General features: G+C 43.3%; 12 protein-coding genes and 2 pseudogenes. 1 reads left to right on the top strand and 13 read right to left on the bottom strand.

Annotated features, from left to right (window positions below):
* Positions 1–336: 336 nt before the first annotated feature.
* From mnmA to AC058W_RS10310, 3 genes are all read right to left on the bottom strand, one after another.
* A complete protein-coding gene (mnmA, locus tag AC058W_RS10320) occupies positions 337–1419 on the bottom strand; it encodes a tRNA 2-thiouridine(34) synthase MnmA (RefSeq protein WP_117844148.1) in 1083 nt (360 codons plus the stop codon).
* Between the two features lie 158 nt (positions 1420–1577).
* Positions 1578–2507: a cysteine synthase A gene (gene cysK / locus AC058W_RS10315; protein WP_117844149.1), complete on the bottom strand. Its 930-nt coding sequence runs from the start codon at positions 2505–2507 to the stop codon at positions 1578–1580.
* Between the two features lie 85 nt (positions 2508–2592).
* Entirely contained in the window at positions 2593–2742 is a 150-nt protein-coding gene (locus AC058W_RS10310) for a DUF6783 domain-containing protein (RefSeq protein ID WP_479390059.1), read from the bottom strand.
* Between AC058W_RS10310 and AC058W_RS10305 the strand changes: the two genes are divergently transcribed.
* Complete coding sequence (locus tag AC058W_RS10305) at positions 2674–2853, top strand: DUF6783 domain-containing protein (protein ID WP_479390058.1); 180 nt, start codon at positions 2674–2676, stop codon at positions 2851–2853. The two genes, AC058W_RS10310 and AC058W_RS10305, sit on opposite strands and share 69 nt — an antisense overlap.
* Before the next feature lie 111 nt (positions 2854–2964).
* Here AC058W_RS10305 and AC058W_RS10300 read toward each other — a convergent pair whose 3' ends face one another.
* From AC058W_RS10300 to AC058W_RS10255, 10 genes and pseudogenes are all read right to left on the bottom strand, one after another.
* On the bottom strand, positions 2965–3399 hold the full coding sequence (locus AC058W_RS10300) for an RrF2 family transcriptional regulator (protein WP_117674347.1): 435 nt from the start codon (positions 3397–3399) through the stop codon (positions 2965–2967).
* Positions 3400–3827: 428 nt separating this feature from the next.
* Positions 3828–4208: an amino acid-binding protein gene (locus AC058W_RS10295; protein WP_479390055.1), complete on the bottom strand. Its 381-nt coding sequence runs from the start codon at positions 4206–4208 to the stop codon at positions 3828–3830.
* A 119-nt stretch (positions 4209–4327) separates the two neighbouring features.
* On the bottom strand, positions 4328–6706 hold the full coding sequence (locus tag AC058W_RS10290) for a ribonucleoside triphosphate reductase (protein WP_117844151.1): 2379 nt from the start codon (positions 6704–6706) through the stop codon (positions 4328–4330).
* A gap of 751 nt (positions 6707–7457) precedes the next feature.
* On the bottom strand, positions 7458–8693 hold the full coding sequence (gene hflX, locus AC058W_RS10285; protein WP_118609346.1) for a GTPase HflX: 1236 nt from the start codon (positions 8691–8693) through the stop codon (positions 7458–7460).
* Between the two features lie 9 nt (positions 8694–8702).
* Entirely contained in the window at positions 8703–9791 is a 1089-nt protein-coding gene (locus AC058W_RS10280; protein WP_117844152.1) for a tetratricopeptide repeat protein, read from the bottom strand.
* Between the two features lie 20 nt (positions 9792–9811).
* Positions 9812–11159, bottom strand: a pseudogene (gene glmM / locus AC058W_RS10275) (phosphoglucosamine mutase).
* A gap of 84 nt (positions 11160–11243) precedes the next feature.
* Positions 11244–12162, bottom strand: a pseudogene (locus AC058W_RS10270) (nucleotidyltransferase family protein).
* Between the two features lie 35 nt (positions 12163–12197).
* Positions 12198–13274 (bottom strand): peptide chain release factor 1, encoded by a 1077-nt coding sequence (gene prfA / locus AC058W_RS10265; RefSeq protein ID WP_117674340.1) that lies wholly within the window; start codon positions 13272–13274, stop codon positions 12198–12200.
* Positions 13267–14304, bottom strand: coding sequence for a N5-glutamine methyltransferase family protein (locus AC058W_RS10260; protein WP_117674339.1), 1038 nt, complete (start codon positions 14302–14304; stop codon positions 13267–13269). The genes prfA and AC058W_RS10260 overlap by 8 nt, the downstream gene beginning before the upstream one ends.
* A gap of 236 nt (positions 14305–14540) precedes the next feature.
* On the bottom strand, positions 14541–15310 hold a 770-nt coding region (locus AC058W_RS10255), incomplete at its 5' end, for a DUF1385 domain-containing protein (RefSeq protein WP_479390054.1).

Below are 15310 nucleotides of genomic sequence, written 5' to 3'. Positions count from 1 at the left end.
TCTTCTATACAAATTCGATTCTGGCTTTTTAATACTCTCATTTTCTAAGCCTCTTCTCTTTCTACATATTTCATATCTGTTTGATATGATTTAGCATAGTTGTATATTATCATCCTATTCCTAGTATGTCAATAGGAAAAAGAAGTTTTTTCCTGATAACCTTATCTTAGAATTTTATAGCTTTTAATAGTTAATAACTATATGTCTATCATTCAGATTACAAAAACATTTCAAAGCAAAGCAATTCGCAAATATAAGACAAAAAAGTGTACCGACAAGTTGATTTTTGAAACAATCTTGCCGGTACACTTGCACTCCTGATTTTCAACCTCCTGTTTATTTAATGCAGCTCTCGATCACGCCGCCGCCGACAACGATATCTCCGTCATAAAGAACTACTGCCTGTCCTTTTGTGATAGCTCTCTGTGGTTTGTCGAAACGCACATGAAGAACTCCATCCTCTGTCTGCCATGCCACTGCATCCTGCTCCGGATGACGGTAGCGGATCTTCGCTTTCAGCCTCATCGGCTCTTTCAGGGATTCGCAGGAAATCAGATTTACCTTTGCAGCTGTCAGTTCCGAATGAAAAAGATCCTCGTTACTTCCAAGAACTACCTGATTCAGCTTAGGTGAAATCTCACATACATACAGTCTGGAAGCAGCCGGAATACCAAGTCCTCTTCTCTGTCCAAGTGTATAATGAATGATTCCTTTGTGCTTACCGAGAACATTTCCCTCTGTATCCACGAATTCTCCCGGCTTCGATTTACGTCCGGTGTACTGTTCGATAAATTTCGCATAATCTCCGTCCGGCACGAAACAGATATCCTGGCTGTCATGCTTTCTCGCATTGACAAATCCATTCTTCTCTGCGATTTCACGAACTTCTGTCTTGCGCAGTCCGCCAAGTGGCAGGGAAATATGCGCCAGCTGCTCCTGTGTCAGCATGTACAGCACGTAACTCTGGTCTTTCGTATCATCTACCGCTTTCTTTAATAAATAACGACCTTTCTCCTCATCATACTCTATGCGGGCATAATGACCTGTTACGATATAATCGTACTCCAGTTCACGCATTCTCTGTAACATCTTGTCAAATTTCAGATAGCGGTTGCAGTCGATACATGGATTCGGCGTGCAGCCATGTTCATACGCATCCACAAAACGATCCATGACATCTTCTTTAAATCTCTCTGAAAAGTTAAAGACATAATATTTAATTCCCATTCTGTAGCAGACACTTCTCGCATCCTCCACGTCATCCAGAGAACAGCAGGTATTTTCTCTCTTAACTCCTATGTCTTCATTGTGATACAATTTCATAGTAGCACCGATACACTCGTCGCCCGATTCCTTTGTCAGCAGAGCTGCCACAGAGCTATCCACTCCGCCGCTCATTGCGATAATTGCTTTTCTCATTTTTATTCCATCCTGTTCTATGATCCGATTACCCGGAATATTATTGTTTATGATAATTTTATTTATAGATGTCAGGGGCAAAAGGTATTTTGCCCCTGATATTTATTCTAACACATTTATGTAAAATAAAAAAAGCCCTAAAAAGGGCTTTTTACATTTTACACAAATAATGGAGTAGAATAGTAACGGTCACCGGAATCCGGAAGAAGTGCCACGATTGTCTTTCCTTTGTTCTCCGGTCTCTTAGCCAGTTCGATTGCTGCATAGAGAGCTGCACCGGAGGAAATACCAACCAGGATTCCTTCATGTTTAGCGATCAGTTTGCCTGTTGCAAACGCATCTTCGTTCTCTACCGGAATAATTTCATTATATACATCTGTGTTTAATGCTTTCGGAACAAATCCTGCACCGATACCCTGAATCTTATGCGGGCCGCTCTTTCCCTGGGAAAGTACCGGAGAAGTTGCAGGCTCTACTGCTACTACTTTTACATCTGGGTTCTGGGATTTGAGATATTCACCAACACCAGTGATAGTTCCGCCTGTACCAACACCTGCTACAAAGATATCAACCTGTCCATCTGTATCTCTCCAGATCTCCGGTCCTGTAGTTTTTCTGTGGATTGCCGGGTTTGCCGGGTTCTCGAACTGTCCCGGGATGAAACTGTTCTCATATTCAGCTGCCAGTTCATTTGCTTTCGCGATTGCACCGTTCATACCTTTTGTTCCGTCTGTTAAAACAATCTCTGCACCGTATGCTTTCAGAATGTTTCTTCTCTCAACACTCATTGTCTCCGGCATGGTAAGAATTACTCTGTATCCTTTGATTGCTGCAAGAGAGGCAAGACCAATTCCTGTGTTTCCTGATGTAGGCTCAATGATTACTGCGCCAGGTTTCAGAATACCTTTCTCTTCTGCATCTTCGATCATGCTCAATGCGATACGGTCCTTAGCACTTCCTGCCGGGTTAAAGTACTCAAGTTTAACAAGAATCTTAGCTTCCAGACCAAGATCTTTCTCAATATTTCCAACCTCAAGGAGAGGTGTATTTCCAACCAGTTCTGCTGCGTTCTTATAAATTTTACCCATGAGTTCGTCCTCCCTGTTTTATATTTCATAGTAAATATATATGAATTATATGTTATATACATAATATGCTATAAAGCCGCTATTGTCAAGGGGTAAATTCAAAAAATTCCCGGTGCATATCCTTAGAGTGTGTTTGAAAAAGGCTTTCTACAAGATGTGCGTCACAATTTGTGGGAGATTTTGTCTGATTGAGGGCGGCGTAGCGGGCTACGCCAACCGAAAGAAGGCAAAATATACCGCAAAGTGGGGCGCACAGATTGCAGGAATGATTTTTCAAACACACTCCAGAACATGTTTGATGTCAAAACAGCCCCGCGATTGCACTTTCAAATCGCAGGGCTGTTGATAATCTGCTTTATACATCTATCGGTGTAATAACTCAGATCCGTTATTTATTTTTTCTCTTTCTTACCACTACCGTCGTGATAACCAATGCAGATGCTACAAGAAGCAGAAATCAGATCACGTAGTCATTTCCCATCTGTTCATACCAGTCTTTGAGATCCTGGAGTGTTACTTTATCCAGTACACTCTCCATTGCCTCATCCAGCATCTTCCATAAGCGGAGTGTTACACACTCTCCGGCTTTGCTGCATTGGTTTGGTTCATCTTCCAGACAGGCTACCGGTTTCATGCTGCCCTCTGTCAGGCGCAGGATAGTGCCTACAGTGTAAGTCTTAGGCTCTCTGGCGAGCATATAACCGCCCTGGGCTCCTCTTAAGCTCTTAACGTATCCTGCTTTCTTTAATGATGAAATAATCTGCTCCAGATATTTCTCGGAAATACCCTGTCTCGCAGCAATATCTTTAATCTTGACCAACTCACCTGTGTTATGCACAGCAAGATCCAGCATCAGTCTTAACGCATATCTTCCTTTAGTAGATATCTGCATATTCCAAAACCCTCCTGATTTTATATTTTCCGGGTATCTGAAATCTTACTTCAACCCGGCATTATATTTATAGAAACTTTTATCTATTATTATCTCCTCCCTATTTATAGAGTATTCCTGGTTATTTGGTCAAGCATATATTTTTTATTCCCTATATGAATATAGTGAAATATAGGCTACTGTTCACATGCTGCTATTTTACGATACTTTTTGTCATAATAATATGCCAAAATCCCATGACATTGTTATTATTCTTTACAGTCAAAAAATCACAGGACTCAACAACAAGCCCTGTGATTCTCATCCTTCTCTGTAATTATAGTAAATCCATAAATAATACAGTATTTTATTGACTTGCCATAATATCTGCTGTCTCTTACTTCTCCAGTTCGTCTGCTGCTTCGCAGGATCCCTTAAATCCATTACTCTTAAGTACGCTCTCTGTCACTGGTGATATCCGCAGAATGAAGGATCACTACAGGTCTGAGGTCTTTTCTGTGGAAAGAAGTGTAGATGTAGTCAAGACTTACATTGCTGTCTGCCATAATTTTCAGAAGTTCATCCAGACCGCCTACCTGATCCTTCATATCTACTACGATTGCCTGTGTGATACGGTTCATATATCCGCTCTGATTTAAAATAATCTCTGCCTTATCCGGATCGTCACAGATCATACGGAAGATTGCAAATTCCGGTGCATCGAAGCATGCAAAACCATAAATGTTAATGTTATTATTGGCAAGCATACCCGTCACTCTCTTAAGACTTCCTGCTTTATTTTCTACAAATACAATGTTCTGTTTTATCATATTGATTTCTTCCTCTCATTCTTACTCTACTTACCCTGCATAAGGCATCAATAAATTTTCTTATTTCAAGGCGGGGCGTGCAGATTGCCGGAATGATTTTTTCAAACACACTCTGGTGTTTACATCTCTTCATCCACATATCTCTGAATATTAGACGCATTTACATACTTCGTCATATGCTCACCATCCGTGATAACCAGCGTCGGTGCCTGCATGATTCCGAATTCCTTTGCCATCTCCGGATTCTTCTCCGCGTCGATGATCTCCAGTTCTTCGCCCTCGAGCATCTTCTTTGCCATCTTACAGTTCGGGCAGGTGCTTGTTGTAAACAAATATTTATGTGATGTCACCGGCTCAATCTTCACATCATCTTTTGTCATGGTAACCATGCTTGTGTGTACCGGCTGCATTTTCTTGATATCGGAATGCATCACATCATAGAGTGTACGGTTCTTATATTCCTGAGCCTTACCGTCATTCCAGTTCTGTACCGGTCTGTAATATCCGGTGATACGGCTGTAAACTTCTGCCTTCTTGCCACATTTCGGACAGGTGAAATGCTCACCACTGATATATCCATGTTCCTTACATACCGAATATGTCGGGGAAATGGTGTAATACGGCAGTTTATAATTCTCTGCAATCTTACGCACCAGTGCGGCTGCTGCCTTCCAGTCAGGAAGCTTCTCACCGATAAATGCATGGAATACAGTTCCTGATGTATACAATGTCTGCAGTTCATCCTGAATATCCAGTGCATCAAAGATATCTGTCGTATACTCAACCGGAAGATGAGAACTGTTTGTATAGTAAGGAGTATCTCCTTTCTTTCCGGCAGTCTTGATGTCCGGCCAGCGCTTTCTGTCGTGTTTTGCCAGACGATATGCGGTAGATTCCGCAGGTGTTGCCTCCAGGTTGAAAAGCTCGCCCTCGTATTTCTCCTGATAATCGGAGAGACGTTCTCTCATATGAAGCAGAACTTCTTTTGTAAATTTCCGGGTGTTCTCGTCGGACATATCTCCGCCTAACCAACGTGCATTCAATCCAACTTCATTCATTCCTACCAGACCAATCGTTGAGAAATGATTGGAAAAGCTGCCCAGGTATCTCTTTGTGTATGGATATAATCCCTCATCCAGCAGTTTACCAATGACTTCTCTCTTGATATGAAGAGAACGTGCGGAAATATCCATCAGACGATCCAGACGGTTATAAAATTCCTCAGGTGTCCTGGAAAGGTATGCGATACGCGGCATATTGATTGTTACAACGCCGACAGATCCGGTACTCTCTCCTGATCCAAAGAATCCACCGCTCTTCTTACGCAGTTCTCTTAAGTCCAGACGCAGACGGCAGCACATGCTTCGGATATCGCTTGGTTTCATATCACTGTTGATATAGTTTGAGAAATATGGTGTTCCATATTTGGATGTCATCTCAAAGAGCAGACGGTTATTCTCTGTATCAGACCAGTCAAACTCTTTCGTAATGGAATAAGTCGGAATCGGATACTGGAATCCGCGTCCGTTGGCATCACCCTCGATCATTGTCTCGATAAATGCCTTATTGATCATGTCCATCTCTTTCTTACAGTCTTTGTACTTGAAGTCCATATTCTTACCGCCCACGATAGCAGGAAGCTCTGCAAGGTCATCCGGTACGGTCCAGTCCAGTGTGATATTGGAGAACGGTGCCTGTGTTCCCCATCTGCTTGGAGTATTTACTCCATAAATAAAGGATTCAATGCACTTCTTCACTTCCGGATAGCTTAAATTGTCTGCTTTAACAAACGGTGCAAGATACGTATCAAAAGAAGAGAATGCCTGTGCACCGGCCCACTCATTCTGCATGATTCCAAGGAAGTTGACCATCTGGTTACAAAGAACGCTTAAATGCTTCGCCGGTGAAGATGTGATCTTACCTTCGATTCCGCCAAGTCCCTCCTGAATCAGCTGCTTCAGTGACCATCCTGCACAATATCCGGTCAGCATGGACAAATCGTGGATATGAATATCTGCATTTCTGTGCGCCTCTGCAATCTCATTGTCATAAATCTCAGACAGCCAGTAGTTAGCAGTAACTGCACCGGAGTTGCTTAAGATCAGACCACCGACAGAATAAGTAACGGTAGAGTTCTCTTTTACACGCCAGTCCTCAACTTTAACATAGCTGTTTACGATTTCTTTGTAGTCAAGAATCGTTGACTTCATATTGCGGACTTTCTCTCTCTGCTTACGATAAAGAATATATGCCTTGGCCACATCTGAATAACCTGCCTGGATCAGTACGTTCTCTACGCTATCCTGAATCTCCTCTACTGTAATCTTATTATCTGTGATTTTGTCCTGAAAATCAGAAGTAACACGCAGCCCTAAGAGATCGATCATCTCTTCGCTATAATTTTTCTCTTTCGCATCAAAGGCTTTATGGATTGCGGCTGTAATCTTGCCAATTTTAAATTCGTCCATCTCGCCGTCACGTTTTACTACCTGAAACATAACTATTGCCCCCATTTTCTCTTGTTCATATGTCCTGTTACGGACACTTTCCGTTTACCGTTCACTCCGTTCCGGCAAACGCTGTAGGTCTATTGTATCAGAGTATCTATCTTTCGTCAACACGCAAAAACACCACATAATGTTCTCCATCTCTCGAAAAAGTACAATATATGGTGTTTTTCAGGCTTTTAAATTTTTTATTCTATTGTTTCAACTCACAGTCGGTAATTTCACAGAGTCTGACATGTCAGCAACATGCTGACTGTGATTTGCCTCATATCAGTAGGGGATACCGATTTCTCTCCGCCCGCCACTGCCGTTCATTTTCTTGTTTGCAATTCATCTCACCACCTATAGAAGGCCACTGAAAAAGTCCTTTTTGCGTATAAATTAACACAAAATAAAGTACATCAATCAACTTTGAGACACTGTATATAGTATGAAAAAACAGTTTTTCAGTGGCGTCCCTATAGAGGTGGGAGAATCCTTGTTATATCTTGTTGAAGCGCATACGTCGGTTTATTGCTTTTATGCCAAATAATCCGTTAAAATAACTATAAATATACTAACGATTTTCAAAAATCAGTATAACATATATCCAACCCAAAATAAACATACGTTCCCATTAATCTACATTCTGAATTTACTTTCATTTCAGAAAGTAGAATCCCCGAAAGTTCATTCTGAAAAGTTTATTACAAAAACTTCATTATCAAAAGTTTCATCCCGAAAAGCTCATTCCAGAATATATTTACACAACTTTAGGATAAATTTCCTTCGGCACTCTGGCCTTCACAGCGATTCCCTCATCTGTGTATTCTTCCGAGATCAGCTGGCCATACTCACGTATAAGCTGAATCTTTCCTGCTTCGCTGTATGGGAAAAGGCGCTCTACATAAATCTGTTCTTCTGTCAGAAGCTTCTCCAGCAGGTCATTGAGATCATCCAGCCCCTCTCCTGTCTTTGCAGAAATCTTCAGCGTATAATCAGACTTAAAATCTCTCAGCACAGAAGCGCCAGGCGCATCCTGCTTGTTAAAAAGTGTGATGATCTTCTTTCCCATAACGCCAAGCTCGCGCAGTGTCTCATATACAACATGCATCTGCATCTCAGCCTGCGGATTCGAGGAATCCACAACGTGGATAATGTAATCCGCATATTTCGCCTCTTCCAGTGTACTCTTGAATGCCTCTACCAGATGATGCGGCAGTTTATGAATAAATCCTACCGTATCCGTCAGCAGAATCTGCTGCCCATCTTTCAGATTGAGCAGTCTGGTCGTCGGGTCCAGTGTTGCAAACAATTTATCTTCAGACAGGACATCAGAACCTGTCAGTTTATTTAACAGTGTAGACTTTCCTGCATTCGTATATCCCACGATTGCAGCAGTCTTCATATTGCCTCTCGCACGACTGGAACGAATCAGCTCTCTGTGCTTCTCTACCTGAGACAGTTCCTGTTTCAGTGCAGAAATTCTGGTACGGATCAGGCGTCGGTCCGTCTCCAGTTTCTTCTCACCAGGACCTCTCGTTCCGATTCCTCCGCCCAGACGGGAAAGAGATTCTCTCAAACCAACCAAACGTGCTGCTCTGTAGCGGAGCTGTGCAAGCTCTACCTGAATCTTACCTTCACTGGTGATAGCGCGTGCCGCAAAGATATCCAGAATCAGCAATGTTCTGTCCATTACCTTGCAGTCGAGCTCACGCTCCAGGTTATTTAACTGTGCAGGAGAAAGTTCATCATCACAGATAATACCGGTCGCATCCATGGCATACACCAACGCACGCACTTCCTCGATCTTACCTTTACCGATATAGGTTCCCGGATGCACTGCTTCTCGATTTTGTATGATCTTACCTACTGTGACAGCTCCTGCAGTTGAGGCAAGCTCTTCCAGCTCATCCAGTGATTCCTCTACGTTGTCGTTATCACCTGTCTGAACCCCTACAAGAACTACCCGTTCCTCCAGCTTTCCAAATTCTTCCATAACATCTCCTTAATCAGACAATTGTGAATCAGCACTGCTATCTTCCCCACTTACACGGGTCTTCAGAAAAGCCAGCTCCTTTTTCACTGTCTTATCATCCGGATACAGTCCCAGATATTCGTTCGCTTTCTGCAGTGCAGTCTGGAAGTCCAGCTTCTTCTCATATACAGCAATCTCATTAAACAGCAGACTCTGCATATCTTCTGCATCTGCCACATGGATTCCACTTGATATATTAGAAAGAGCACTGTCGTAATCTCCGTCCTCTATATCGCATAATGCAAGCCCGTTGAATCCTTTTGCCCCATTCTCAGCCTGTGATACATACTGCTGGAACATTGTCCTCGCATTCGCGCTGTCTCCCTGATCCATGTATACCATTCCAAGAAGTGCCAGAGCTTCTGTATTATCACCGTCTATGGCCTGTTTCAGCTCAGCTGTCGCGTTTTCATAATCATCCATGTAATAATAAACACGGCCTCTGTCACAGTGATCCTGCGCATTCTTCGCATTTCCGGATAATGCCGCTTCCAGATAACGGGTTCCGTCTGCCTCCATATCCTTGTCCAGATATGCTCCATAAATCTGGAGTGCTCTGTCATAGGTCGCATCCTCGCCATATGCCTGCTCGAAATTAGAGGAAGCTTCTTCATAAGAATCCATGGCCAATGCAGTCTCACCTGTCAGAAAATACAGATCAGCATCCATATTGTAAGATTCCGCCAGCGCCTGACAGTCTGCCATTGCCTCTTCATATTCTTTCAGTTTCAGATAAGCCGCCGCCCTGTAAGAAAGGATATCTTTCTTTAATGCCTTGCCAACTTTGTCACAGTCAAGGGCATTGCTAAAATATGTTACCGCCTCATCATAATTTCCCAGTTTCAGCTGAGCCACTCCTGCTCCCCTGTATGACTGGGCAGGCTTCACACCTGCGGATATCGCAGCCTCATATTCTTCCAGTGCAACCTCATAATTTCCATTTTCCAGATCCTGGGCTGCCTGCTTATAATTCTTCGTACTTTCTGCACTGCAGCCTGTCAAGAGTGTAAGACTCAGACAGGCTGCAGCCAGAAACAATCCTGTTTTTCTGTTATTCATGCAATTCCTTTGCCTGCAGATCAGTCAACGATCAGACCTTCTGCTTCCATTACTTTCACTACTCGCTCAACATTCTCGCGGCAGATCTCATCAGTTCCGGCTTCCACCATAACACGGATCAGTGGCTCTGTACCACTCTCACGTACAAGGATACGTCCATCGCTGCCAAGACTCTTGGCAACTTCATTTACAACTTTAACCACATTTTGATTCTCTCTTGCCGTCTTTTTATCTGCTACGCGCACATTTCTCAGAAGCTGTGGATAAACTTTCATCTCTTTTGCGAGATCACACAGAGTTCGCCTTCTTCTCTACACATGCCTCCATCACCATCAGAGAAGTAAGGATTCCATCACCCGTTGCGGCATAACGGCTGAAAATGATATGTCCGGACTGCTCACCGCCAAGACTGTAATCATTCTCCATCATATTCTCGGCAACATATTTATCACCTACGGCAGTCTGCTCATACTTCATGCCTTCTCTTTCCAGAGATTTATACAGACCAAGGTTTGACATAACAGTTGTTACTACCGTGTTGCCATTTAGCCTTCCCTGCTCTTTGAGATATTTTCCACATACATACATGATCTTATCACCATCAATCACATTTCCTTTGTGATCGACTGCGATACAGCGGTCAGCATCACCATCATAGGCAAAACCGATATCCAGGCCATTATCCACCACATATTTCTGAAGTACTTCAATATGAGTAGAACCGCAGTTCGTATTGATATTTGTACCATCCGGCTGATTATTGATCACATAAGTCTTTGCCTGAAGTGCATCAAATACACTCTTTGCGATAGCAGAAGAACTTCCGTTTGCACAGTCAAGACCTACCTTGATTCCCTTAAAATCACGGCTTGGGATAGAAATCAGATGTCCGATATAACGGTTTCTTCCGGAAGCAAAGTCTACGGTACGTCCGATATCCTCTTTCGTTGCCAGAGGGAGATCCTCGATCAGACCATCAAGATATGCCTCGATTCTTGCCTCTACCTCTGCTTCAATCTTCTGTCCATTACCGTTAAGGAGCTTGATTCCATTATCATAAAATGGATTGTGGCTTGCAGAGATCATGATTCCACAGTCAAAATCCTCTGTACGTACTGCATAGGAAACACTCGGAGTAGTCGTTACATGAAGAAGATATGCATCTGCACCGGATGCAGTCAGACCTGCAACAAGTGCATACTCGAACATATAGCTGCTTCTTCTTGTATCTTTACCGATTACGATCTTGGCCTTATGGTCTCTTCCGTAATACCAGCCTACATAACGTCCTACTTTAAACGCATGGTCTACTGTCAGTTTGACATTAGCTTCTCCTCGAAATCCATCTGTTCCAAAATATTTTCCCATAATATAACTCTCCTTTCACTTACACAGTTGTATACATTTATCTTTTTTACAACTATTCAGCCCTCTGCCATTGCAGTTACTCTTTTATTTATAAAGTCCCTGCGGATATACACCTGCATCTGTGAGATTTTTAAATGCTTCCATCACTGCTTCTTTATCTTCCTGATAAGTTACGCCAAACCAGGTGTCCTTTGTCTCCAGGACATCCACGCTGGCGCTGCCGTTCTTGATCAGCTGATCTACCAGAATTGGAAGCAGATATTCTTTCTTAATATCATCCGGAGCCAGGCTGCTTAAGAATTCCACGAAACCTTTCTCAAGGATTTCCATAAAGTCCGGGGTCAGACCCCACATGTTCATGGAAACCAGATCCTTTACATCAAGTTTTCGTACGCTTCCGTCTGCGTTTCTTGCCTCAGCGCCATCAGCAGTCTTAAATATATCATGTGTTTCATCCACACCTGTAAGCTGTCCATTCTCAATGTTGCAGATTCCTCTTGTAACACTTCCGTTATCACTTAATGTGTTGCCAAGTCTGAAACCTGCCATGCAGATATGAATCCTGCCGTCTTTTGGCTGTTCCTGAATAAGGTAATCATGAACTTTTACATAGGCTTCCTTTCCATAGTAGTCATCTGCATTGATTACGATAAATGGCTCATCCAGTACTTTCTTCGCAGCAAGTACGGCCTGGCCGGTTCCCCATGGTTTCGTGCGGTCAGCTGGTTTGGTGAAGCCTTCCGGCAGATCATCAAGTTCCTGGAATACATATTCTACTTCTGTGATCTTCTCGATACGCTCACCGATCACTTTGCGGAATTCCTCTTCCAGATCCTTGCGGATGATAAATACTACTTTGTTAAATCCAGCTTCCAGTGCATCATGGATAGAATAGTCCATGATAATCTCTGCCGCACGGTCCTACCGGCGCAAGCTGTTTGATTCCCTTTCCAAAACGACTTCCGATTCCTGCTGCCATAATTACAAGTGCTGTTTTCTGCATAAATATTTTCCTCCTGTTTACCTTCTCCCCAAAATCTATTCTTCATCCTGCAGGTTACTTAATTTAGCTGCCTGATCTGCTGCGATCAGACTGTCAATAATCTCATCCAGGTCACCATTTAAAATATTCTCAAGTCTGTGCAGTGTCAGTTTGATTCTATGATCGGTCACACGTCCCTGTGGGAAGTTATAAGTTCTGATCTTCTCGGAACGGTCACCTGTCCCGATCTGGCTTCTTCTTGCCTCAGCCTCAGCGTCATGCTGTTTCGCAAGTTCCATCTCATACAGACGGGAACGCAGGACTTTCAGCGCCTTATCCTTGTTCTTAAGCTGTGACTTCTCATCCTGACAGGAGATAACGATTCCTGTCGGAATATGAGTCAGACGTACCGCAGAGTCTGTAGTATTGACACACTGTCCACCATTTCCTGATGCACGGAATACGTCAAATTTACAGTCATTCATATCCAGATGGAAGTCGATTTCCTCCGCTTCCGGCATGATCGCAACTGTACAGGTAGAGGTATGGATACGTCCGCCGGATTCTGTCTCCGGAACTCGCTGTACACGATGCACACCGCTCTCATATTTCAGTCTGGAATATGCACCCGCACCTGTGATCATGAATGTTACTTCCTTGAAACCACCGATTCCGTTCTCATTAAGACTCATCATCTCTGTTTTCCAGCGGCGGGATTCTGCGTATTTTACATACATACGGTAAATCTCCGCTGCAAAAAGAGCTGCCTCGTCTCCACCGGCACCTGCACGAATCTCAACGATAACGTTCTTGTTATCATTCGGGTCCTTCGGCAGAAGCAGGATCTTAAGTTCATGTTCCAGTTCCTCTACATTCTTCTTCGCATCAGATAACTCTTCCTTGAGCATCTCACGCATATCTTCGTCCTTCTCCTCCTCAAGCATGGAAAGACTATCCTGAATCGTCTCTTTATTCTTCTTATACTCGCGGTAAGCATCTACGATTGGCTGCAGGTCACTCTGTTCCTTCATCAGCTTCTGAAAATGCTCCTGATTATCTGTAACACCAGGCTCTCCAAGCTCATTAAGCACTTCTTCAAAGCGAATGAGCAGATCGTCTAATTTATCAAACATATTTCTCCTCCTGTAGTTTCTTTCGTCCAAGAACCACGCGGTCCAGCCCGCAAAGGTCCTGCCTTATCTCAATATCTTCATAGCCTTCTTTTCGTAAAAGGTCAGCCACATCTTCTCCCTGGCTGCATCCGATCTCATATAAGAGCCAGCCACCCGGGGCAAGATAATTCTTTGCCTGTCTGGTGATGGTCCTGTAGAAATAAAGACCATCCTCCAGGCCATCCAGAGCCATTCGCGGATCATGAAGCCTCACTTCTTCCATCAGCCCTTCAATCTCTGCGGTAGGAATATATGGCGGATTTGATATAATCATATCATAAGCTATGCTATGATTTCCATTGCTATTTTTATGTTCAGCATATTTTATTATATCTTTTTCCGAAACGCCCGCTTCATGTACTATGTTTTGCATTTCAGAATTCACTGCCTGCACTTTATCTGTATCTGAACCATTTTGTATACATTCCTGCCTCTCCTTAAAAAAAGCAGAAGAAAACAGATCACCCTGTATAAACTCAGCTCTGTCAGCCACCTCCAGTGTCCGGGCATTTCGCTCTGCCACTTCCAGTGCCAGTTCTGACAGATCCACGCCTGTTCCACAGGCCTTTGGCATTTCTTTCAGAATGCTTATCAGGATACAGCCTGATCCTGTACACATGTCCAGTATATGCAGCTCTTTGTCGGCTTCTGCTGTCTTCGCACATTCAAGTGCTGCTTCCACCAGAGTTTCCGTGTCCTGTCTCGGCACCAGCACGTTTTCATTTACATAAAATTCATATCCCATAAAAAAAGCCTGATGCGTCAGATGCTGCAGCGGTATGTGCTCAGCACGTCTGCCAATCAGTTTCAGATATTGATCAGCAGTCTCTTCTGAGACATTCTCTTCTCCGTGTGCAAAATAATACGCCCGGCTTTTTCCTGTTGTATATTCCAGAAGGAGCCAGGCATCCAGCCCGGCTTCCCCAATCCCTGCCTTCGCAAGGATATTCTGTCCTTTTTTTAATAACCCTGTCAGAGTTTCACTGCTCATGGAGTCATACCTTTCTCTTTATTGTTCAAATATTTCAATCATTATTGGCACTGTTCCTTATAATATACAGAATTTATGTTACTGTTCACACTCCACTATCCCGCGAGGTGTTTTGGCATGGATATGCCAAAATCCCGAGACATACAAGCCAAAATTCCATTGCCGCAGGCAATCTGGAATGAATTTTGGCTGCGTTACTGAGAACGGAGTGAACAGTAACGAATTTATATTATTTCTCACTCTGCTTTTTTCTGAGCAGCACTTTCTGAAACTGTATTCCCAGATACATTTTCAGGTTCAACCTCAACGCCAAACTCTTCTTTCAGGTATGCTCTCCAGTCAAAGACTGCCTCAACAGCTTTGATTGCAACTTCTGCCATATCTGCTGTCGGTTCCTTGGTTGTCAGTTTCTGCATTGCCAGACCTGGTTTGCTGAAGAAATCAGCGATCTTGCTGTCTGATCTGCCTGCCCACTGGATGATCTCAAATGAAATTCCGGCAACGACCGGCACCATGAGGAGTCTTCCGAAGAGTCTCACCCAGTAAACCGGAACCAGTACAAAAATAAAATGAAGGAAAATGCTGACAAGCATAACCAGAAACAGAAAGCTTGTTCCGCAGCGTTTATGCTGTCTGGAACTTGCCATGACATTCTCTACGGTAAGCGGCAGTCCATGTTCCACGCAGTTAATACATTTGTGTTCTGCGCCGTGATACATGAAAGTTCTCTGAATATCCTTCATTCTGGAAATCAGAAGCATGTATCCCATAAATAATGCCAGTTTCACAAATGCCTCCACTACGGTAACTACGAACTCTGAAGCACCGACTTTCCTGCAAAGACTTGCAAGCGCATATGGCAGTAACATAAATGCCGCAATCGATACTACAATTGAAATCGCAACTGTCACATATAACAGCCATTTAAACTGCTTATCTTCCTTTTCTTTCTTCGCCTCGCGCTCTTCCTCGGAAAGTGCTGCGTTTGCTTTTGCCTCTTCTTCAT

The sequence above is a fragment of the Blautia sp. CGZ-1-C1 genome (assembly GCF_056504575.1).
This window is presented reverse-complemented; position numbering and strand designations above follow the sequence as displayed.